Source organism: Streptomyces sp. NPDC051563 (assembly GCF_044454225.1).
In the GTDB taxonomy this organism is placed as follows: domain Bacteria; phylum Actinomycetota; class Actinomycetes; order Streptomycetales; family Streptomycetaceae; genus Streptomyces.
In genome coordinates this window covers 97,722-118,304 of record NZ_JBITDL010000013.1, presented here as the reverse complement: position 1 = coordinate 118,304, position 20,583 = coordinate 97,722, and the positions used below count along the sequence as shown (strand labels likewise).

General features: G+C 73.6%; 17 protein-coding genes. 13 read left to right on the top strand and 4 right to left on the bottom strand.

Annotated elements, in window-relative coordinates; all coding sequences use genetic code 11:
* Positions 1–29: 29 nt before the first annotated feature.
* Positions 30–998 (bottom strand): agmatinase, encoded by a 969-nt coding sequence (gene speB, locus ACIA8F_RS17460; RefSeq protein WP_399379650.1) that lies wholly within the window; start codon positions 996–998, stop codon positions 30–32.
* A 117-nt stretch (positions 999–1,115) separates the two neighbouring features.
* Between speB and ACIA8F_RS17455 the strand changes: the two genes are divergently transcribed.
* From ACIA8F_RS17455 to ACIA8F_RS17430, 6 genes are all read left to right on the top strand, one after another.
* Positions 1,116–2,702, top strand: coding sequence for a helix-turn-helix domain-containing protein (locus ACIA8F_RS17455; RefSeq protein WP_399379649.1), 1,587 nt, complete (start codon positions 1,116–1,118; stop codon positions 2,700–2,702).
* Between the two features lie 122 nt (positions 2,703–2,824).
* Positions 2,825–3,991, top strand: coding sequence for a hypothetical protein (locus ACIA8F_RS17450; protein WP_399379647.1), 1,167 nt, complete (start codon positions 2,825–2,827; stop codon positions 3,989–3,991).
* 166 nt (positions 3,992–4,157) lie between these two features.
* Positions 4,158–5,315 (top strand): acyl-CoA dehydrogenase family protein, encoded by a 1,158-nt coding sequence (locus ACIA8F_RS17445; RefSeq protein ID WP_399379645.1) that lies wholly within the window; start codon positions 4,158–4,160, stop codon positions 5,313–5,315.
* An 18-nt stretch (positions 5,316–5,333) separates the two neighbouring features.
* On the top strand, positions 5,334–6,212 hold the full coding sequence (tesB, locus tag ACIA8F_RS17440; protein ID WP_399379643.1) for an acyl-CoA thioesterase II: 879 nt from the start codon (positions 5,334–5,336) through the stop codon (positions 6,210–6,212).
* Between the two features lie 45 nt (positions 6,213–6,257).
* On the top strand, positions 6,258–7,226 hold the full coding sequence (locus ACIA8F_RS17435) for a cation diffusion facilitator family transporter (protein WP_399379779.1): 969 nt from the start codon (positions 6,258–6,260) through the stop codon (positions 7,224–7,226).
* Between the two features lie 66 nt (positions 7,227–7,292).
* On the top strand, positions 7,293–8,201 hold the full coding sequence (locus tag ACIA8F_RS17430) for an SDR family NAD(P)-dependent oxidoreductase (RefSeq protein WP_399379641.1): 909 nt from the start codon (positions 7,293–7,295) through the stop codon (positions 8,199–8,201).
* A 49-nt stretch (positions 8,202–8,250) separates the two neighbouring features.
* Here ACIA8F_RS17430 and ACIA8F_RS17425 read toward each other — a convergent pair whose 3' ends face one another.
* Together ACIA8F_RS17425 and ACIA8F_RS17420 are read right to left on the bottom strand one after the other, a co-directional pair.
* Positions 8,251–9,048 carry a phosphatase gene (locus ACIA8F_RS17425; RefSeq protein ID WP_399379639.1) on the bottom strand — a complete coding sequence of 266 codons (798 nt, stop codon included), beginning with the start codon at positions 9,046–9,048 and terminating at the stop codon, positions 8,251–8,253.
* 65 nt (positions 9,049–9,113) lie between these two features.
* Positions 9,114–9,692, bottom strand: a complete 579-nt coding sequence (locus ACIA8F_RS17420) for a TetR/AcrR family transcriptional regulator (RefSeq protein WP_399379638.1) — start codon at positions 9,690–9,692, stop codon at positions 9,114–9,116.
* A 100-nt stretch (positions 9,693–9,792) separates the two neighbouring features.
* Here ACIA8F_RS17420 and ACIA8F_RS17415 point away from each other — a divergent pair, with 100 nt between their 5' ends.
* From ACIA8F_RS17415 to ACIA8F_RS17390, 6 genes are all read left to right on the top strand, one after another.
* Complete coding sequence (locus ACIA8F_RS17415) at positions 9,793–11,409, top strand: carboxyl transferase domain-containing protein (RefSeq protein ID WP_399379636.1); 1,617 nt, start codon at positions 9,793–9,795, stop codon at positions 11,407–11,409.
* A 16-nt stretch (positions 11,410–11,425) separates the two neighbouring features.
* A complete protein-coding gene (locus tag ACIA8F_RS17410) occupies positions 11,426–13,615 on the top strand; it encodes a biotin carboxylase N-terminal domain-containing protein (RefSeq protein ID WP_399379634.1) in 2,190 nt (729 codons plus the stop codon).
* The gene (locus ACIA8F_RS17405) at positions 13,612–14,544 is read left to right on the top strand and encodes a hydroxymethylglutaryl-CoA lyase (protein WP_399379632.1); all 933 of its coding nucleotides are present in this window, start codon (positions 13,612–13,614) and stop codon (positions 14,542–14,544) included. The genes ACIA8F_RS17410 and ACIA8F_RS17405 overlap by 4 nt, the downstream gene beginning before the upstream one ends.
* 8 nt (positions 14,545–14,552) lie before the next feature.
* Complete coding sequence (locus tag ACIA8F_RS17400; protein ID WP_399379630.1) at positions 14,553–15,713, top strand: acyl-CoA dehydrogenase family protein; 1,161 nt, start codon at positions 14,553–14,555, stop codon at positions 15,711–15,713.
* Between the two features lie 123 nt (positions 15,714–15,836).
* Positions 15,837–16,877 carry an ABC transporter substrate-binding protein gene (locus ACIA8F_RS17395; protein ID WP_399379628.1) on the top strand — a complete coding sequence of 347 codons (1,041 nt, stop codon included), beginning with the start codon at positions 15,837–15,839 and terminating at the stop codon, positions 16,875–16,877.
* Positions 16,878–16,971: 94 nt separating this feature from the next.
* A complete protein-coding gene (locus tag ACIA8F_RS17390) occupies positions 16,972–17,901 on the top strand; it encodes a siderophore-interacting protein (protein ID WP_399379627.1) in 930 nt (309 codons plus the stop codon).
* 29 nt (positions 17,902–17,930) lie between these two features.
* Here the strand turns inward: ACIA8F_RS17390 and ACIA8F_RS17385 are convergent, their stop codons facing one another.
* Positions 17,931–19,532, bottom strand: coding sequence for a beta-N-acetylhexosaminidase (locus ACIA8F_RS17385; RefSeq protein ID WP_399379626.1), 1,602 nt, complete (start codon positions 19,530–19,532; stop codon positions 17,931–17,933).
* 52 nt (positions 19,533–19,584) lie between these two features.
* Between ACIA8F_RS17385 and ACIA8F_RS17380 the strand changes: the two genes are divergently transcribed.
* Positions 19,585–20,499, top strand: coding sequence for a DUF4429 domain-containing protein (locus tag ACIA8F_RS17380; RefSeq protein WP_399379625.1), 915 nt, complete (start codon positions 19,585–19,587; stop codon positions 20,497–20,499).
* Positions 20,500–20,583 lie beyond the last annotated feature (84 nt).

The window sequence follows — 20,583 nt, the reverse complement described above, 5'->3', positions numbered from 1 at the left end:
GGTTCGCCGCCCCCGCCCGCGCGCCGCGCCTACTTGGCGCCGCGTGCCGCGGCGATCTGGCGGCTCATGATCGTGGTCAGTTCGTACGCGGTGTGCGAGGCCGCGACGGAGGTGATCTCCGCGTGATCGTACGCCGGGGCGACCTCGACGACGTCCGCCGAGACCAGGTTGCAGGAGGAAAGTCCGCGGATGATCTCCAGCAGCTCGCGGGAGGTCATGCCGCCGGCCTCCGGGGTGCCGGTACCGGGCGCGTGCGCGGGGTCCAGCACGTCGATATCGATGGAGATGTACAGCGGGCGGTCGCCGATGCGCTGGCGCAGCTGGTCCGCGACCTCGTCGGCGCCGCGCCGGTAGACGTCGGCCGAGGTGACGATGCCGAAGCCCATCTTGGCGTCGTCGTCCAGGTCCTGCTTGCCGTACAGCGGACCGCGCGTGCCGACGTGGGACAGGGCCTCGGTGTCGAGGATGCCCTCCTCGACGGCGCGGCGGAACGGGGTGCCGTGCGTGTACTCGGCGCCGAAGTAAGTGTCCCAGGTGTCCAGGTGGGCGTCGAAGTGGAGCAGCGCGACCGGGCCGTGCTTCTTCGCGACCGAGCGGAGCAGGGGCAGGGCGATGGTGTGGTCGCCGCCGAGGGTCATGAGGCGGGAGCCGTTGCCGATCAGCTCGTCGGCGGCGGCCTCGATGGTGTCGACGGCCTCGTTGATGTTGAACGGGTTCGCCGCGATGTCGCCGGCGTCGGCGACCTGGGCGAGCGCGAACGGGGAGGCGTCCTGCGCCGGGTTGTACGGGCGCAGCAGGCGGGAGGCCTCGCGGATGGCGTTGCCGCCGAAGCGGGCGCCGGGGCGGTAGGAGACCCCGGAGTCGAAGGGCACGCCGACGACGGCCACGTCGGCCTTGCCGCCGACCTCGTCGAGGCGGGGCAGCCGGGCGAAGGTCGCCGGGCCCGCGTAGCGCGGGATGCGGGAGGAGTCGACGGGGCCGCGCGGCTGCGTGCTCATGGGGGGCCTTCCGGGGAGGTGTGCGGTGCGGTCCTTCGAGCGTAAACGGACACCCGGGACGGGCGAAGTGTACGTTTCATCCATTCAGCTCCTCTGATGTGTACGGAGTATCCACTCATGGAAGCCCCTCCCACCCCGCCGGTCGCACTCGGCCGGCTGCTCGCCGACCACGAGCTGGGGCTGCGCCACCTGGCCGGGCCCGCCGAGGCGGAACTGCACGGGGTGCACGCCTCCGAGATGCCGGACCCCTCCCCCTACCTGCTGGGCGGCGAACTCCTCCTGACGGCGGGAGCGGGCCTCGCGGGGGCGGGCGGCGGGTCCGCCGCGGGCGGGTCCGCCGCGGGCGGGTCGATCGACGCCGAGGAGTACGTCGTACGGCTGATCCGGGCCGGGGTCGGGGCCGTCGGCTTCGGGGTGACCCCGGTGCACGAAACCGTGCCCGGGGCCCTGGCCGAGGCCTGCGAAGGGTACGGGCTGCCCCTGCTCGAGGTGCCGCCCGGGACCCCGTTCACGGCGGTCGGCCGGAGCGTCTGGCGGCTGATGGAGCAGGCCCGGACGGCCGAGCTGCGCCGGGTGACCGAGGCCCAGCAGTCCCTGGCGGCGGCCGCCGCCCGCCCGGACCCCGTCCCGGCGGTCCTGCGCCGCCTGGCGGCGACCCTGGGCGGCTGGGCGGGCCTCCTCCCCGCCACCCGGCCGGACGCCCCGGCGGCCACCGCGCCGGGGCCCGCGGGGGCAGGACCCGCAGGAGCGGGATCCGAACCGGCGCCCGCCGCCGGGGCGGACACCGTTCGCCGCGCACCCGCCACCCCCGGCGCCCGCGCCGGAACGGCGCCCGCCCCCGAGGTGCTCGACGCGCTCGGCGTGCTCGCCCGGCGGGTCGCACCCGGCTCCGCGGCCACCGCCACCGGCGAGCAGGGCGGGCTCCACCTGAGCGTCCATGCCCTGGGCGGCGGCCGGGTCCTCGCCCTCGCGACCCCGTCCCGGGTCCCCGGGGACCACACCGTCGCCTCGATCGCGGCCGTCCTGCTGACGCTGCTCACCGCGCACCGCCCGGCCGGGACGGAGGCCGCGCTGACCCGGCTGCTGCTCGGCGGGGATCCGGCCGGGGCGCTGGGCCCCGGGCCCTGGTACGCCGTACACGCCCGCGGCGCGGGGGATCCGCGGGCCCTGGCGGCCGCGCTGGGCACCGTACTGCTGGAGCCGCACGGGGACCCCGCCCCGCCTGCGGACTCCGCGCACGGGGCCTTCGTACGGCTGCTCACCGACCGCGAGCCGGGCCCGCAGCCCGGGTGGCGGCTCGGGGTCAGCGCCCCGGCCCCGGCCGAGGAGCTGCCCCGGGCCGACGCGCAGGCCGGGCGGGCCCTGGAGCGTGCCGAGGCGGCCCGTACCCCGCTGGCCCGCCACACCGAGCCCGGCCTCGCGGGCCTGGTCGGCGCGGCCGAGGCCCGGGCCCACGCCGAGGCCCTGCTCGGCCCGCTCTCCCCCGTGCTGCGCGACACCCTGCGCGGCTGGCTGGCCCACCACGGCAGCTGGGACCGCAGCGCGGCCGCCCTGGGCGTCCACCGCAACACCGTCCGCCAGCGCATCGCCCGCGCCGCCGTCCTCCTGGCCCGGGACGTGGACGACCCGGACGTACGGATGGAGCTGTGGTTCGCGCTGCGCACGGCCCCGCCCGGACGGCCGCCGGAGCACCCGGCCCCCTGAGGCCGCACCGCCCCCGCACCCGCACCCGTCCGGATGTCCGGATCATGACTGTTCCTCCCCGTCGCGCCGGGCCAGGATGGCTCCGCCCGTACGCTCACTTTCCTGCGGATCCGGGGGGATTCATGACATCGGGAACGACACGCGCACGCACCGCCCTGGCGGCAACGGGGGGCCTGCTCGCCGCATTCGCACTGGCCGCACCCGCGGCGGCGGCTGCGGCCCCGGCAGGGGCCGCCGCACGCTGCACCCCCTCCCTCCAGGTGCTGGAGCGCCTGCCCGTCGTCTCGGAGGACCCGCACCCGAGTCCGTGGGTGCGCCAGAGCCAGGTCAACGCCCTCGCCGAAGGCACGGGACTGGCCGTCGGCATGTCCCAGCAGTACCCGGCCTACTGGACCGGGACCCGGGTCCACCGCCTGCCGCTGCCGGAGGGATCGGGGTCCGGCGCGGTGACGGACGTCAACCGGCACGGCCTCATGGTGGGCTACGCGAACACCCCCGACGGGAGCATCGCCTTCAGCTACCGTCCCGGCGACCGGTCGGTCACCGTCCTGCCCGGAGGGGGCGCACCGCGCAGCGTCAACGACCGCGGCGTCATCGTCGGCCAGATGTGGGACCCCGCGCGCAACCGGACCATCGGCATGGAATGGCAGGGCGGCCGGCTCCTGCGCGAACTGATCCCGCCCGCCGGGTACCGGCTCCACTGGCTCTCCGGAATCAACAACGCGGGCGAGGTGGTCGGCTACGGCACGGGCGACCCCGCCTCCGGCGGACCGGCCGGCTTCAGCCCGGCCCTGTACTGGCCCGCCGACCGCGGCGCCCCGGCCTCGGTGCTGTCGTCGGGGGTCGGGGCGAGCGAGCCCTTCCGCGCGAGCGGGATCGACGAGCGCGGCAGGATCGTCGGCTACACGCGGACCGGCCCGGGACCGCAGACCTTCGAGACGGCCGTCGCATGGGCCGCGCCCGGCGCCCCTCCCTCGTACCCGCCCGCCGCCACCGGCGCCGTCACCAGCACCCTCGACGGCATCAGCCCACGCACGGGCGTCGCGGTCGGTCTGGCCTCGTTCCCCGTCGACCCGCCGCTCCCGGCGGACCGCCCGACCGCGCAGGCCCAGTACCTGGCCGGAGGCGGCCCGATGCGCGTCCTGCCGGGGCTCACCCCGACGGGCTACACCGTCGCGTTCACCGCGACCGACGACGACCGGGTCGGCGGAACCGCCCTGGACGCGCAGAACCGGCCTCAGCCGGTGATCTGGACCTGCGCCTCCCGACAGGCGTACGTACGGCCGTGACACCGGTCGGGGCGGCCCGGCCGAACACCGGCCCCGCCCCGGCCCGCGCGGACTTCCGGCCGACGTGCCGGACCTCACTCTGGACAGCGCGACCAACCCGCCGGTAACTTAATCTGAGCAAGCGCTTAGATTGGGCGGCTGACTGCCGCGACGAAGGGAGTCGGCCGTGCGCCGTACGGTGTTCAACGAGGACCACGAGGCGTTCCGCGAGACCATCCGCGACTTCATCGAGGCCGAGGTCGTCCCGGTCTACGACGAGTGGTTCGCGGCCGGCCAGGCCCCGCGCGAGTTCTACTACAAGCTCGGCGAGCTGGGCATCTTCGGGATCAACGTCCCCGAGGAGTTCGGGGGCGCCGGCCTGGACACCCACAAGTTCGAGGCCGTCCTCTACGAGGAGACCTCCCGCGCGGGCGTCAACTTCGGCGGCTCCGGCGTGCACGTGCTGCTCGCCCTCCCCTACATCAAGATGCTGGCCGACAGCGAGCAGAAGAAGCGCTTCCTGCCGAAGTTCGTCTCCGGCGAGGAGATGTGGGCCCTGGCGATGACCGAGCCCGGCACCGGCTCCGACGTCGCGGGCATGAAGACCACCGCCAAGCTCTCCGAGGACGGCACGCACTACGTCCTCAACGGCTCCAAGACCTTCATCACCGGCGGCGTGCACGCCGACCGCGTGATCGTCTGCGCCCGCACCTCCTCCCCGCGCGAGGACGACCGCCGCTTCGGCATCTCCCTCTTCGCCGTGGACACCAAGTCCGAGGGCTACTCCATCGGCCGCAAGCTCGACAAGCTCGGCCTGCGCACCTCCGACACCGCCGAGCTGGCGTTCGTCGACGTGAAGGTCCCGGTCGAGGACCTGCTCGGCGAGGAGAACAAGGGCTTCTCCTACCTCGGCGCCAACCTGCCGTCCGAGCGCTGGGGCATCGCCTTCGGCGCGTACGCACAGTCCAAGGCCGCCGTCCGGTTCGCCCAGCAGTACGTCACCGACCGCACCGTCTTCGGCAAGCCGGTCGCGCACTTCCAGAACACCAAGTTCGAACTGGCCGCCTGCCAGGCCGAGGTGGACGCCGCCGAGGCCGTCGCCGACCGCGCCCTGGAGGCCCTGGACGCCGGTGAGCTCACCGCCGCCGAGGCCGCCTCCGCGAAGCTGTTCTGCACCGAGGTCGCGCACCGCGTCATCGACAAGTGCCTCCAGCTGCACGGCGGCTACGGCTACATGAACGAGTACCCGATCGCCCGCCTGTACGCCGACAACCGCGTGAACCGCATCTACGGCGGCACCAGCGAGGTCATGAAGTCCATCATCGCCAAGTCGATGGGCCTGTAGGGCATCTAGCCTTCCCCCATGAACGAGGCCCTCACGACTCTCCTCGACCTGCTCGACCTCGAGCAGATCGAGGAGAACATCTTCCGCGGTACCAGTCGTTCCGCGCTGGTACCGCGGGTCTTCGGCGGCCAGGTCGCCGCCCAGGCCCTGGTCGCGGCCGGCCGCACCGTGCCCGAGGACCGCACCGCGCACTCGCTGCACTCGTACTTCCTGCGCGCCGGCGACCCCGGCGCGCCCATCGTGTACTCGGTGGACCGGATCCGCGACGGCCGCTCCTTCACCACGCGCCGCGTCGTCGCCGTCCAGCACGGGCAGCCCATCTTCCACCTGTCCGCGTCCTTCCAGACGTACGAGGAGGGCCTCGACCACCAGGCCGCGATGCCCGACGCCCCCGATCCGGAGACCCTCCCGACGGCCGCCGAGTCCCTCCCGCTCTACCGGGAGGTCTTCCGCGACCCGGGCACGGTGGAACGGCTCGTCGAGGCGCGCGGAGCGGTCGACCTGCGGTACGCGACGGTCCCGCCCTGGGGCAGCGTCGGCGCACCGGTCGAACCGCGCTCGCAGGTGTGGTTCCGTACCGCCGGCAAGCTGGAGAGCGACGACCCGCTCCTGCACACCTGCCTGGCCACCTACGTCTCCGACATGACCCTGCTCGACTCGGTGCTGCTCGCGCACGGGAAGGGCGGCTGGGCGGTCGGCGACGTGGTCGGCGCCTCCCTCGACCACGCGATGTGGTTCCACCGGCCGTTCCGCGCCGACGAATGGCTGCTGTACGACCAGGAGTCCCCCTCGGCCGCCGGCGGCCGGGGCCTGGGCCAGGCCCGGATCTGGACCCAGGACGGCAGGCTCGCCGTGACGGTCATCCAGGAGGGCGTGGTGCGCGTCCCGCGCGCGTAGTACGACCGTCCGACGTAACGTCACACCATGTCCAGCAGCGATGCGATGGTGAACGGAAGCGGAACCGGCGGCCAGGGCGAGGGCCCGTCCGAGGACGAGAGCGTCGGCACGGTCGTCGTCGCCGTGGTCACGAACCTCGGCATCGCCGCCGCCAAGGCGTTCGGCGGGATCGTCAGCGGATCGAGCGCGATGCTCTCCGAGGCGGCGCACTCGGTGGCCGACACGGTGACCGAGGTGATGCTCCTGGCCGCGCTGAAACGGAGCGCGAAGCCCGCGGACGAGGCGCACCCCCTGGGCTACGGACCGGAGCGGTACATCTGGGCGCTCCTCGCCTCCATCGCCACCTTCGTCGGCGGCGCGGTGTTCGCCGTCTACGACGGCATCCACACCCTGGTCCACGGCGAGGATCCCGGCAACCCGGCCCTCTCCTACATCATCCTGGCCGTCGCCGCCGTCCTGGAGGGCTACTCCCTGCTGGTCGCCTGGCGGCAGGTCAAGGGCGAGGCCACGCGCATGAAGGCCCCCCTGGGGCTGTACGTGAAGCACACCCCGGACACGGCGGTGAAGGCCGTCCTCCTGGAGAACGTGGCCGCCCTGATCGGCCTCGCCCTGGCCGCGGGCGGCCTACTGGGGGCGCAGCTCACCGGCTCGGGGGTGTACGACGGGGTCGCCTCGCTCCTCATCGGCCTGCTGCTGGTGTGGGTGGCGTGGGAGCTGGGCCGCTCGAACGCGCAGTACCTGATCGGGCGGCCGCTGCCGGAGGCGATGCGGGCGCAGGTGCGGGAGGAGCTGCTGTCCGTGCCGCACATCGAGGGCGTGCTGGAGCTGACCACGCTGGTGCAGGGGCCGTCGGAGGTGCTGATCGCCGCGAAGATCGACTTCCACGACCTGGCGTCCGCGGCGCAGGTGGAGGCGGCCTGCGAGATCGCCGAGGAGCAGCTCCGTGAACGCTTCCCCGCCATCCGCCGTGTCTACCTGGACCCGACCCCGACCCGGCCCGCCGCGAGTCCGTGACGCGCGCGACCTGACGGCGGCTGAGAGGGTGGACGGCGTGCCGTCCACCGCACCCTGGAGACCCTCATGACCACCGAGATCACCCCCGAGATCACCCCCGAGCCGACCCCCGCGTCGCCCGCCGGAACGCCCGCCACCCGCAAGACGGTCCTCATCACCGGCACCTCCTCCGGCATCGGCCTCGCCGCCGCCGTCGCGGCCGCCCGGGCCGGCTGGCACACCGTCGCCACCCTGCGCGACACCGGCCGGGCCGACGCCCTGCTCAAGGCCGCCGAGGAGGCCGGCGTCGCCGGGCTCGTCCAGGTGAAGCGCCTCGACGTCACGGACGCCGCGTCCGTCACCGGCTGCGTGGCCGAGGTCGTGGCCGAGCACGGCCGCCTCGACGCGGTGGTGAACAACGCCGGAGCGGGCTCCGTGGGCACCGTCGAGCAGCAGGGCATGGAGCCGGTCCGCTCCGCCATGGAGGTCAACTACTTCGGCGTCGTCGAGCTCACCCGCGCCGCCCTCCCCCACCTGCGCGCGAGCGGCGGCCGCGTCATCACGGTCACCAGCGTCGGCGGAGTGGTCGGCCAGCCCTTCAACGAGGCCTACTGCGCGGCCAAGTTCGCCGTCGAGGGCTTCATGGAATCGCTCGCACCCGTCGCCGCCACCGTCGGCGTCGCGGTCACCGTCGTGGAACCGGGCGCCGTGGCCAGCGAGTTCGTGACCAGCCTGCGGCTCGACGTCCGCGCCATGCTCGCCGGGGCGGGCCCGTACGCCCCCGCGCTGAAAGCCTACATCGAGCGCACCACGCGGTCCTTCGCCGGCGCCCAGAGCTCCGAGGAGGCCGCAGCGCCGATCATCGCCGCTCTGACCGCCGAACGGCCGCCGTTCCGCGTCCAGACCTCGCAGTGGGCCGGCGACTTCGTCGCGCCGAAGCTCGCCGACCTCGACGGCTCGGCCGTCCAGGGCCTCACGGGCGGCTGGGTCCGCTGAGCCGGGGCCGGGGCCGGCCGCCGGGGCGCGGCGCCGCGCCCCGGCCGGGCTACAGCAGGCCCGCCGCCGCCAGCAGGTACGCGACCATCGGGTCGTAGAAGCGGGGGTCGCGGACGTGGTCGTCGAGCGGCACCGCCACCTGGAGGGTGCCCTCGGCCTCCGCCAGGAAGAGCGCCGGGTCGTTGCAGTCGGCGTACCCCACCGCATCCAGCCCCCGCTGCGCCGCACATCCCGCCCAGCCGTGGTCGGCGACGACCAGGTCGGGCTGGGGGCGGCCGTGCGCCGCCAGCGCGTCCAGGATCGCCGCCATCGGCTCCGGCGAGTGCGTGTGCCACAGCGTCGCGCCCCGCTCCAGGACCGCGACGTCCGCGAACTGCCACACCGAGCCCTCGTCGGCGACCAGCCCCTGCGGGATCACCACGATCTCGCAGCCCGCGGCGCGCAGCGCGTCGGCCGTGGCCCGGTGCACGTCCAGCAGACCGCCCGGGTGCCCCGTCGCCAGCAGCACGCGCTGCCGGTCCAGCGCGGCCTTGCGCAGCCGCGCGGCCATCCGGTCCAGGGCGGCCACGGTGAGCTCGGGGTCGATGGTGTCCTGGCCGACGCGATGGCCGGGGTCGTCCACGACGCCGCACCGCTCGGCCATCACCGCGAGCACGTCCTGCTCGTCCGTCCAGCGGTCGCCCAGCTCCAGGCCCAGCCAGTAGTGCCGGTCGCCGTTGGCGAGCCTGCGGTAGTGGGCGAGGTTGTTGTCGCGCGGAGTGGCGACGTCCCCCGCGATCCGCGTCCGGACCAGGTGGTCGACGAGTTCGGCTCGGCTGGGCACAGGCGTCTCTATCGGCTTCGGCATGCGGCCCATTCTGCCGCCGAGCACCCGGAGCCGTCCCGTCCATCCCGACCTGCGGACGCGCCCGGTCATCCCGACAGCGCCCCGAAGGCCCCGTTCGCGAGCCGTCGCAGCAGGGACTCCGTCGCGTCCCGGCCGAGCGCCGCCAGGTGCGGGGTGGAGTTGAGCAGGCCGAAGACCGCGTGCACGGAGACGCGCACCTCGGCCTCCCCCACCTCGGGGTGCAGCTCGCGCACGACGTCGACCCACAGCTCGACGTACTGGCGCTGGAGCTGCCGTACGAGCTTGCGGTCGGCCTCGCGCAGCCGGTCCAGCTCCCGGTCGTGGAGGGTGATCAGCGCCCGGTCGTCGAGCGCGAAGTCGATGTGGCCGTCGATGAGGGAGGCCAGTACTCCGGACGGGTCACCGGCGGCCTCCTCCACCCGGCGGCGGCCGCCGGTGAGCAGCCGTTCGCTGATGCCGACGAGCAGCTCGGCGAGCATCGCGTCCTTGCCGGCGAAATGCCGGTACAGGCCGGGGCCGCTGATGCCCACCGCGGCCCCTATCTCGTCCACGCCCACGCCGTGGAAACCGCGCTCGGCGAAGAGGCGCGCAGCCTCGCCGAGGATCTGCTCGCGCCGGGTCGGGGCGGCTGCTCTGGTGCTCATGGGAATCCATTCTAGACAGGGCCGTTAGCGGTCGTTAACCTAAGTCCCACATGCGTTAACGCTCACTAACAAGAGCGCACCGAGCAAGGGAGCTCGACCGATGCAGCAGGCACCAGTGCTGACGAGCGCCGCCGATCCGGCGTCCGATGCCTGGCGGGCCAACGAGGCCGCCCACCGCGAGCTCTCCGAGGGCCTGCGGGCCCGGCTGGAGGCGGCCCGGCTCGGCGGCGGCGAGAAGGCCCGCGCCCGCCACACCGCCCGCGGGAAGCTGCTGCCGCGCGAGCGCGTGGACGCCCTCCTCGACCCCGGGTCCCCCTTCCTGGAGCTGGCCCCGCTGGCCGCCGAGGGCATGTACGGGGGCGCGGCCCCGGCCGCCGGGGTCATCGCCGGCATCGGCCGGGTCAGCGGCCGCGAGTGCGTGATCGTCGCGAACGACGCCACCGTCAAGGGCGGCACGTACTACCCGATGACCGTGAAGAAGCACCTGCGCGCCCAGGAAGTGGCCCTGGAGAACCGTCTCCCCTGCCTCTACCTGGTCGACTCGGGCGGCGCCTTCCTCCCCATGCAGGACGAGGTCTTCCCCGACCGGGACCACTTCGGCCGCATCTTCTACAACCAGGCCCGCATGTCGGGGGCCGGCATCCCGCAGATCGCCGCCGTCCTCGGCTCCTGCACGGCGGGCGGCGCGTACGTGCCCGCGATGAGCGACGAGGCCGTCATCGTCCGCGGCCAGGGCACGATCTTCCTCGGCGGCCCGCCGCTGGTGAAGGCCGCCACCGGCGAGGTGGTCACGGCCGAGGAGCTGGGCGGCGGCGAGGTCCACTCCCGGGTCTCCGGGGTCACCGACCACCTCGCGGAGGACGACGCCCACGCGCTGCGGATCGTACGGAACATCGTGGCGACCCTGCCCGGGCGCGGGGCCCTGCCCTGGTCGGTCGAGGCTCCCGCGGAGCCCAAGGTGGACCCGTACGGTCTCTACGGCGCGGTCCCCGTCGACTCCCGGACCCCCTACGACGCCCGCGAGATCATCGCCCGGATCGTGGACGGCTCCCGCTTCCAGGAGTTCAAGGCGGAGTTCGGGCAGACCCTGGTCACCGGCTTCGCCCGGATCCACGGCCACCCGGTCGGCATCGTCGCCAACAACGGCATCCTGTTCTCCGAATCGGCCCAGAAGGGCGCGCACTTCATCGAGCTGTGCGACCAGCGCGGCATCCCGCTGCTCTTCCTCCAGAACATCTCCGGCTTCATGGTCGGCCGGGACTACGAGGCGGGCGGCATCGCCAAGCACGGCGCCAAGATGGTCACGGCCGTGGCCTGCACCCGGGTCCCGAAGCTCACGGTGGTGGTCGGCGGCTCGTACGGCGCGGGCAACTACTCGATGTGCGGGCGGGCGTACAGCCCCCGCTTCCTGTGGATGTGGCCCAACGCCAAGATCTCGGTGATGGGCGGCGAGCAGGCGGCCTCCGTCCTGGCGACGGTCAAGCGCGACCAGATCGAGGGCGCGGGCCAGGAGTGGCCGGCCGAGGACGAGGAGGCCTTCAAGGCCCCGGTCCGGGCGCAGTACGAGGAACAGGGCAACGCCTACTACGCCACGGCGCGGCTGTGGGACGACGGGGTCATCGACCCGATGGAGACCCGGCAGGTGCTGGGACTGGCCCTGACGGCTTGCGCGAACGCTCCCCTGAGCGACTCGGGCTTCGGCATCTTCCGCATGTGACGTGAGGACTTCTTCGATGTTCAGCACTGTTCTGGTGGCGAACCGGGGCGAGATCGCGGTCCGGGTCATCCGCACCCTGCGCGAGCTCGGCATCCGCTCGGTGGCCGTCTTCAGCGACGCGGACGCGGACGCCCGGCACGTGCGGGAGGCCGACACGGCCGTCCGGATCGGCCCGGCGGCGGCCGCCGAGAGCTACCTGTCGGTGGAGCGGCTCCTGGACGCCGCCCGGCGCACCGGCGCCGAGGCCGTCCACCCCGGCTACGGCTTCCTCGCCGAGAACGCCGCCTTCGCGGCGGCCTGCACGGACGCGGGCCTCGCCTTCATCGGGCCGCCGGCCTCGGCGATCTCCCTCATGGGCGACAAGATCCGCGCCAAGGAGACCGTCAAGGCCGCGGGCGTGCCCGTGGTCCCCGGCTCCTCCGGCAGCGGGCTGTCCGACGCCGAACTGACCGCCGCCGCCGAGAAGATCGGCATGCCGGTGCTGCTGAAGCCCTCGGCGGGCGGCGGCGGCAAGGGCATGCGCCTGGTACGGGACTCCGCGCTGCTCGGCGAGGAGATCGCGGCGGCCCGGCGCGAGGCGAGGTCCTCCTTCGGCGACGACACCCTGCTCGTGGAGCGCTGGGTGGACCGGCCCCGGCACATCGAGATCCAGGTCCTGGCGGACGCGCACGGGAACGTGGTCCACCTCGGGGAGCGCGAGTGCTCCCTCCAGCGGCGCCACCAGAAGGTGATCGAGGAGGCGCCCTCGGTGCTGCTGACGCCGGAGCTGCGGGCCTCGATGGGCGCGGCGGCGGTGGAAGCGGCCCGGTCCTGCGGGTACGTCGGCGCGGGCACGGTGGAGTTCATCGTCCCGGGCGGGGACCCCTCCTCGTACTTCTTCATGGAGATGAACACCCGGCTCCAGGTGGAGCACCCGGTGACCGAGCTCGTCACCGGCCTGGACCTGGTGGAGCAGCAGCTCCGGGTCGCGGCCGGCGCGGAGCTGGGCTTCGGCCAGTCCGAGGTCACCCTCACCGGCCACGCCATCGAGGCCCGCGTCTGCGCGGAGGATCCGTCGCGGGGCTTCCTGCCCTCCGGCGGCATGGTGCTGGCCCTGTCGGAGCCCTCCGGCGGCTCCGTCCGCACGGACTCCGGCCTCGCGGCGGGGGTCGACACCGGGTCCACCTACGACCCGATGCTCTCGAAGGTCATCGCCTACGGTCCCGACCGCGCGGCGGCGCTCCGCGTACTGCGCGGCGCCCTCGCGGACACCGTGATCCTGGGCGTCCAGACCAACACGGGCTTCCTGCGTCGCCTCCTGGCCCACCCCGACGTGGTGTCGGGCGACCTGGACACGGGCCTGGTCGAGCGGGACCTCGCGCAGCTCCTCCCCGACGGGACCCCCGACGAGGTGTACGCGGCGGCCGCGCTGCTGGCCGGGGGCTCGTCCCCCCACCCCGCCCCTTCCCGAAACCCCGCCGGGGGCTGGGTCGACCCCTTCGACGCCGCCACCGGCTGGCGCCTCGGCGGCACCCCCGCCTGGACGGTCCGCCACTTCCGCCTCCCGGGCCAGGACCCGGTCACGATCCGCACCCGCCCCGCCGGCACGGGCCCGGACACGGAGCTCCTCCTGGACGCGGATGCCGACGCCGACGCGATCCAGCCCAATCCCGCACCTGCCGACGGCATCCGGCCCGATCCCGCACCCAGCGGCGGCGACCGGCCCGATCCCGCACCCGACGGCGGCGGCCGGCCAAATCCAGCCCCGCCGGCGTTTGAGGCGCGGGGTCTGGGGCGGAGCCCCAGCACCCCGGCCCGGGGCCGGATCGTCGCGCTCAGCCCCACGCACCTCACGGTGGAACTCGACGGGGTCACCCACCGCTTCAGCCACACCGCCTCCCCGGAGGGAACCTGGTTCGGCCGCGACGGGGACAGCTGGCACGTGCAGAACCACGACCCCGTCGCAGCCCGGGGCGCGGCCAGCGCGGGCGCCAACACCCTCGCGGCCCCGATGCCCGGCACCGTCACCGTCGTCAAGGTCGCCGTCGGCGACACGGTGGCCGCCGGCCAGAGCCTGCTCGTCGTCGAGGCCATGAAGATGGAGCACGTCATCTCCGCCCCGCACGCCGGCACCGTCACCGAACTCGACGTCACCCCGGGCACCACGGTCGCCATGGACCAGGTCCTGGCCGTGGTCACCCCGGACGAGGAGGCGAAGGACGCATGAACGGGCTTCCGATGAGCTTCGCGGACGAGGGCCTCCCGGCCCGGGTCCGGATCCACGAGGTGGGCGCGCGCGACGGTCTGCAGAACGAGAAGACGACCGTCCCGACCCAGGTGAAGGCCGAGTTCGTGCACCGGCTGGCCGCCGCGGGACTCACCACCATCGAGGCCACCAGCTTCGTGCACCCCGGGTGGGTCCCCCAGCTGGCCGACGCCGACGAGCTGTTCCCGCTGCTCGCCGACGTGCGGGCCGCGCTGCCGGTCCTCGTCCCCAACGACCGCGGCCTCGACCGCGCGCTCGCGCTCGGGGCCACCCGGATCGCGGTGTTCGGTTCGGCCACCGAGACCTTCGCCTCCCGCAACCTCAACCGCACCGTCGCCGGGTCCCTCGAAATGTTCGAGCCCGTCGTGGCCCGCGCCAAGGAGCACAAGGCGCACGTCCGCGGCTACCTCTCCATGTGCTTCGGCGACCCCTGGGAGGGCCCGGTCCCGGTCCACCAGGTGGTCGGTGTCGCCAGGGCCCTCCTCGACCTCGGCTGCGACGAGCTGAGCCTCGGCGACACCATCGGCGTCGCCACCCCGGGGCACGTGCAGACCCTCCTGTCCGCCCTCAACGAGGCGGGCGTCGGCACCGACCGGATCGGCGTGCACTTCCACGACACCTACGGCCAGGCCCTGACCAACACACTCGCCGCGCTCCAGCACGGCGTGACCACCGTCGACGCCTCCGCGGGCGGCCTCGGCGGATGCCCGTACGCCAAGAGCGCGACCGGCAATCTCGCGACCGAGGACCTCGTCTGGATGCTCGACGGCCTCGGCATCGAGACCGGGGTCGATCTGGCCGCCCTCACCGCCACGAGCGTGTGGATGGCCGAGCAGCTGGGGCGACCCAGCCCCTCCCGTACCGTCCGCGCCCTCTCCCACAAGGAGTAACGAAGACCATGGCCCTCGACTACCGGCTCACCCCCGAGCACGAGGAACTCCGCCGCACCGTAGAGGCGTTCGCGCACGACGTGGTGGCGCCCAAGATCGGCGACCTGTACGAGCGGCACGAGTTCCCGTACGAGATCGTCCGCGAGATGGGCCGCATGGGCCTGTTCGGCCTGCCCTTCCCGGAGGAGTACGGCGGCATGGGCGGCGACTACCTCGCCCTCGGCATCGCCCTGGAGGAGCTGGCCCGCGTCGACTCCTCGGTCGCCATCACCCTGGAGGCCGGCGTCTCGCTGGGCGCGATGCCGCTCTACCTCTTCGGCACCGAGGAGCAGAAGCAGCAGTGGCTGCCGCGGATGTGCTCCGGCGAGATCCTCGGCGCCTTCGGCCTGACCGAGCCGGGCGCGGGGTCCGACGCCGGCGGCACCCGTACGACCGCCGTCCGCGACGGCGACGAGTGGGTCATCAACGGCTCGAAGTGCTTCATCACCAACTCCGGTACGGACATCACCGGCCTGGTCACCGTCACCGCGGTCACCGGCCGCAAGGCGGACGGCCGCCCCGAGATCTCCTCGATCATCGTCCCGTCGGGCACCCCCGGCTTCACGGTGGCCGCCCCCTACTCCAAGGTCGGCTGGAACTCCTCGGACACCCGCGAGCTGTCCTTCGACGGCGTACGGGTCCCCCTCGCCAACCTGGTCGGCGAAGAGGGCCGCGGCTACGCCCAGTTCCTGCGGATCCTCGACGAGGGCCGCGTGGCCATCTCCGCGCTCGCGACGGGGCTGGCGCAGGGCTGCGTGGACGAGTCGGTGAAGTACGCCAAGGAGCGGCACGCCTTCGGCAAGGCGATCGGCGACAACCAGGCCATCCAGTTCAAGCTGGCGGACATGGAGATGCGCGCCCACATGGCCCGGGTCGGCTGGCGCGACGCGGCCTCCCGGCTCGTGGCCGGGGAGCCCTTCAAGAAGGAGGCGGCCATCGCGAAGCTGTACTCCTCGACGGTGGCGGTCGACAACGCGCGCGACGCCACCCAGATCCACGGCGGCTACGGGTTCATGAACGAGTACCCGGTGGCCCGCATGTGGCGCGACTCGAAGATCCTGGAGATCGGCGAGGGCACGAGCGAGGTGCAGCGCATGCTGATCGCCCGTGAGCTGGGACTTTCCGCCTAGCGGCGACAGGTGGTGCGGTACGGGGGCCCTCCGTGAGGAGGGCCCTTTATCGTTCAGCAAAGGTTAGGCTAACCTTCCTATCGACGCCCGAGCCACCCAGTACGTACGAAAGCGGACATCTCCATGCCCAAGTCCCGTTCCTCCCTCCTCACCCGCCGCGGCCTGATCGCGGCGGGCGGCGCCCTCGGCCTCGTGGCGGCGCTCACCGCCTGCGGCGGCAGCGACTCCGCGAAGGACGGCTCGGAGGGCAAGGGCACCGGCAGCGCGGCCTCGGGTGCCTGGAGCTTCAAGGACGACATGGGCAAGGACGTCACCGCCAAGTCCACGCCGAAGAACATCGTCGCCTTCACCGGCACCGCCGCCGCGCTCTACGACTACGGGGTCGGCGTCAAGGGCGTGTTCGGCCCGACGAAGACCGCCGACGGCAAGGCCGACGTGCAGGCCGGCTCGATGGACGTCTCCAAGGTCGAGATCCTCGGCAACGTCTACGACGAGTTCAACGTCGAGAAGTACGCCGCCCTGCAGCCCGACCTCCTGGTGACCAACACCTGGGAGAAGGACAGCTACTGGTACCTGCCGGAAGCCTCCAAGGACAAGATCCTGAAGCTGGCCCCGGCCGCCGCGATCGGCGTGGGCGGCGACGTCACGATGGACAAGGCCCTGGCCCGCACCGCGGACCTCGCCAAGTCCCTGGGCGCCGATCTGAACGCCAGGAAGACCGTCGACGCCAAGGCCCGCTTCGAGGCCGCCTCCGCGAAGCTCCGCGAGGCCACCAAGGCGAACCCGGGCATCAAGGTGCTCGTCGGTTCCGGCGCCGCCGACCTGTTCTACGTCTCCACCCCGGCCACCTCCGCCGACCTGAAGTACTTCCAGTCGCTCGGCGTCGAGTTCATCGTCCCGGACAAGGTCGAGGGCGGCTTCTTCGAGAGCCTCAGCTGGGAGAACGCCGGCAAGTACCGGGCCGACGTGATCCTCCTCGACAACCGCACCGGCACCCTCCAGCCGGAGGAGCTGAAGGCCAAGCCGACCTGGGCCGAGATGCCGGCCGTCAAGGCCGGCCAGATCACCCCGCGCGTGACCGAGCCGATCTACTCCTACGAGAAGTGCGCGCAGATCGTCGAAGAGCTCACCAAGGCCGTCCAGAACGCCAAGAAGGTCAGCTGACCGCTGCCCGTCCGGCCCCGGCCTCGGCGCCTCGCCCGGGCGCCGGGGCCTTCTGCTTCGCCCGTCATCGCCGATCCCAGGGGGGACCCTCCGCATGACCGCCGCACCCGACGCCTCCGCACCGGCACCCGCACCCGCACCCGCGGAATCGATTCCTCACTTCCGCTTCTTCTCCCTCGAAGTGCTCCGCACGCGCCGCCTCGGCCGCTCCTTCCTCCGGATCACCTTCGGCGGCGCGTCCCTGGCGGAGTTCCGCTCGGGCGGCTACGACCAGAGCCTGTCCCTCTTCCTGCCGCCCGCCGGCCGGGAGCACACGGTGCTGCCCTCCACGGACGAGGACACCTGGTTCGCGGACTGGCGCGGGATGCCGGGCGAGGAGCGTCCGGTGATGCGCTCGTACACGGTCCGCGAACAGCGCCGGACCCCCGCGGGCGTGGACGAGGTGGACATCGACTTCGTCCTGCACGGCAGCTCCTCCCCCGCCTCCTCCTGGGCGGGCCGCGCGGTCACCGGCCGCCGGATCATGGCCATCGGCCCGGCCGTCGCGGAGAACAAGTCCGTACGCTTCCAGCCCCCCGCCGCCACCGACGCGGTCCTCCTCTACGCCGACGAGACCGCCCTGCCCGCGGCCGCCGCCATCCTGGACCGGCTCCCCCCGGGCACCCCGGTCAGGGCCTGGTTCGAGGTCCCGCACGAGGAGGACCGCCTGTACCTCCCGACGCCCGCCGGCGCGGACATCACCTGGATCGTCCGGGACCCCGGCACCGGCCACGAGCGCACCGACCGCGTCCTGGACGCCCTGCGCACGGCCGAACGGCCCGCGAGCGAAGCCCCGTACGCCTGGATCGCGGGCGAGTCCGCGACGATCCGGGCGGTCCGCAGACACTTCGTCCAGGACTGCGCCCTGGACCGCCGCGCCGTCCGCTTCACCGGCTACTGGCGCCTCGGCGCCACGGAGGAAGACCTCCTCGCCGAGGCCTACGCGGGCCGGGCCCCGGACGAAACCCCGACGGCGGCCCTCTAGTGCTGTGGCCGGGCGCCCCGTCCCCGGACCTACTGCCACGGCACGTCCGGGGCACGGAAGTAGGTGATGTCCTGGGCGTCCAGGCGCGGGGCCTGGGCGGCCAGCCGCAGCCGGTACGCGGTCCAGTCGTGGGTGGCCGCGGGGGACCAGCCCAGTTCCGCGAGGCCCAGGACGCGGGGGAAGGCCATCAGCTCCCAGTCGCCCCGGCTCGCGACGTTCTCCGTCCACAGCGGGGCCTCCACACCGAGGACCGCGGACTCGGGGAGTCCCGTCAGGTAGGACCCGGGGTCCCAGTCGTAGGCGCGGCGCACCGGTACGTACCCGGCCCAGGCCAGGCCCGGCTTCGTCTCCTTGTCGTACTTCATGTCCAGGTAGAGCCGGTCCGCCGGGGACAGGATCACCGGGCTGCCCGCCTTGGCCGCCGCGCTCACCGCGGCCTTCTCGGCCGCCGCCGTACGGTCGTGGCCCCAGTACTGGAGCACCGCGCCCGGGGCCGGACGGGCCGTCGCGAGCTGGTGCCAGGCCACCACCGTCTTGCCGTGCTTCGCCACGACCGCCTGCGCCCGCTCCATGAAGGCCGCGTAGTCCGCCGCGGGCGTGGAGTGCGCCTCGTCGCCGCCGATGTGCAGGTACTCGCCGGGGGTCAGCTCCGCGATCTCCCCCAGCACCTGGTCGATGAACTCGTAGGTCCGCTCCTTCGCCACGCACAGCGAGCTGAAGCCGACCTTGACCCCGGTGTAGTGCTCGCGCGCCTTGCCGTCGCAGTTCAGCTCCGCGTAGGCGGCCTGCGCGGCGTTCACGTGGCCGGGCATGTCGATCTCCGGGACCACGTCCACGTACCGCTCCGCGGCGTACGCCACCAGGTCCCGGTACTCCTCCTTCGTCCAGTGCCCGCCGGGGCCGCCGCCGACCTCGCTCGCGCCCCCGTGCTCCGCCAGCCGGGGCCAGGAGTCGATCGCGATCCGCCAGCCCTGGTCGTCGGTCAGGTGCACGTGCAGGGTGTTGACCTTGTACTGCGCGAGCTGATCGACGTACCGCTTGACCTGCTCGACCGGGAAGAAGTGGCGGGCCACGTCCACCATCGCCCCGCGGTACGCGAAGCGGGGCGCGTCGGTGACCGTGCCGCCCGGCACCGTCCCCGGGCCGGACACCGGCAGGAGCTGGCGCAGCGTCTGGCCGGCGTGGAAGAGACCCGCGGGCGTACGGGCGGTGAGGGTGACCCCGCCGGGCCCCGACTCCAGCCGGTAACCCTCCTCCCCCGCCCCCGCCGCGTCCTTGGCGGACCCGTCGATCCGCAGCCGGATCCCGTCGCCGTCCGCTCCGTCGACCACCGGCAGCGGCAGCCCGCTGGGGCCGCGCAGCTGCTCGGCGAGGAGTTCGCCGACCTTGCGGACCTCCTCGTCGCCGGTCGGGCCGGTACGGATGACCGTGCCCGGGCCGAAGGCGTACCCCGGGCCCCCGGCCCGGGCGGAGACGGGTGCGGGCAGGAGCCGCTGGTAGGGCGCGAGCGCGACGGGCGGCTCGTCGCCGGGCCGGGCGTCGTCCCCCCTCGCGGCGCTGCTGCAGGAGGCGGCCGCGGGGACGGCGGCGAGGACCAGGAGGGCGGCGAGCATGCGTCGCGGGACTCTCATGCGCATAGGTATAGGCCAACGGGGCCTCCGGGGCCGATGCAAGAATCCGGGGATGGCGGAAATCATCCAGAAGGACGGCACATGGACCTTCGACGGGGACGCGGTGCGCATCGTGCCGGGCCGCGACAAGGGGGTGGGCCTGCTGCGCCAGACGCTGGGCGAGGTGCTCGTCCCGCTGCGCGCGCTGGCCGGGATCTCCTACGAACCGGGGCGCAAGGCGGGCCGGCTGCGCCTGCGGCTGCGTGACGGCGCCGACCCGCTGCTCCAGGTGACGGGCGGCCGGCTGCCGGAGGCCTCGGATCCGTACCGGCTGACCGTGGAGCCGGACCGCGGCGGGGTGGCGGAGTACTTCGTGGACGAGGTGCGCAACGCCCTGCTGCTGGACCAGGTGGACGCCGGGCCCGTCGGCTCCTACCTCCTGCCGGGTCCCGCGGTGCCGATCACGGTCGGTGCGGGCGACGGGACGGTGGCCTTCGACGGGGACCGGGTGTCCCTGGAGTGGAACTGGACGACGGAGGAGGCCAAGCGCTCCGGCGGGGCGCGGGAGTTCAGGGTCGCGGACCTGCGGTCGGTGGAGTGGGCCCCGTCGCGGGGGCTGGACAACGGGTGGATCCGCTTCGCCCTGGCCGGCGCCGGCCAGAGCGCGGCGCCGAAGTACGACCCGTACACGGTGGAGCTGTTCGGCTTCAAGAAGGACCCCCTGATGGCACTGGTCGCGGCGGCGGTCGCGGTGCGCATGCCGCACCCGGCGGCTCCCGCGGCCTCCCCGGAGCTCCCGTCCGGGGCCGCCGCCCGGCCGCGGGCCGAGCCGGAGGCCGCCCCGGCCGCCGCCCCGGTCCTCGCCCCGGCGGAGGACCACGACGCCCTGCTGCGCCGGCTGCGCGAGCTGGGAGAGCTGCATCAGGCTGGGATCCTCACGGCCGAGGAGTTCACGACGGCGAAAGCGGCGATTTTGGGTCGTTTCTGAGCATCGAGGACCAGAATTCACCCTTCTCCTGGTCCAGACCAGCGCGATCCTGCCCGATTCCGGGCAGGATTTTTGCGTTCTCCG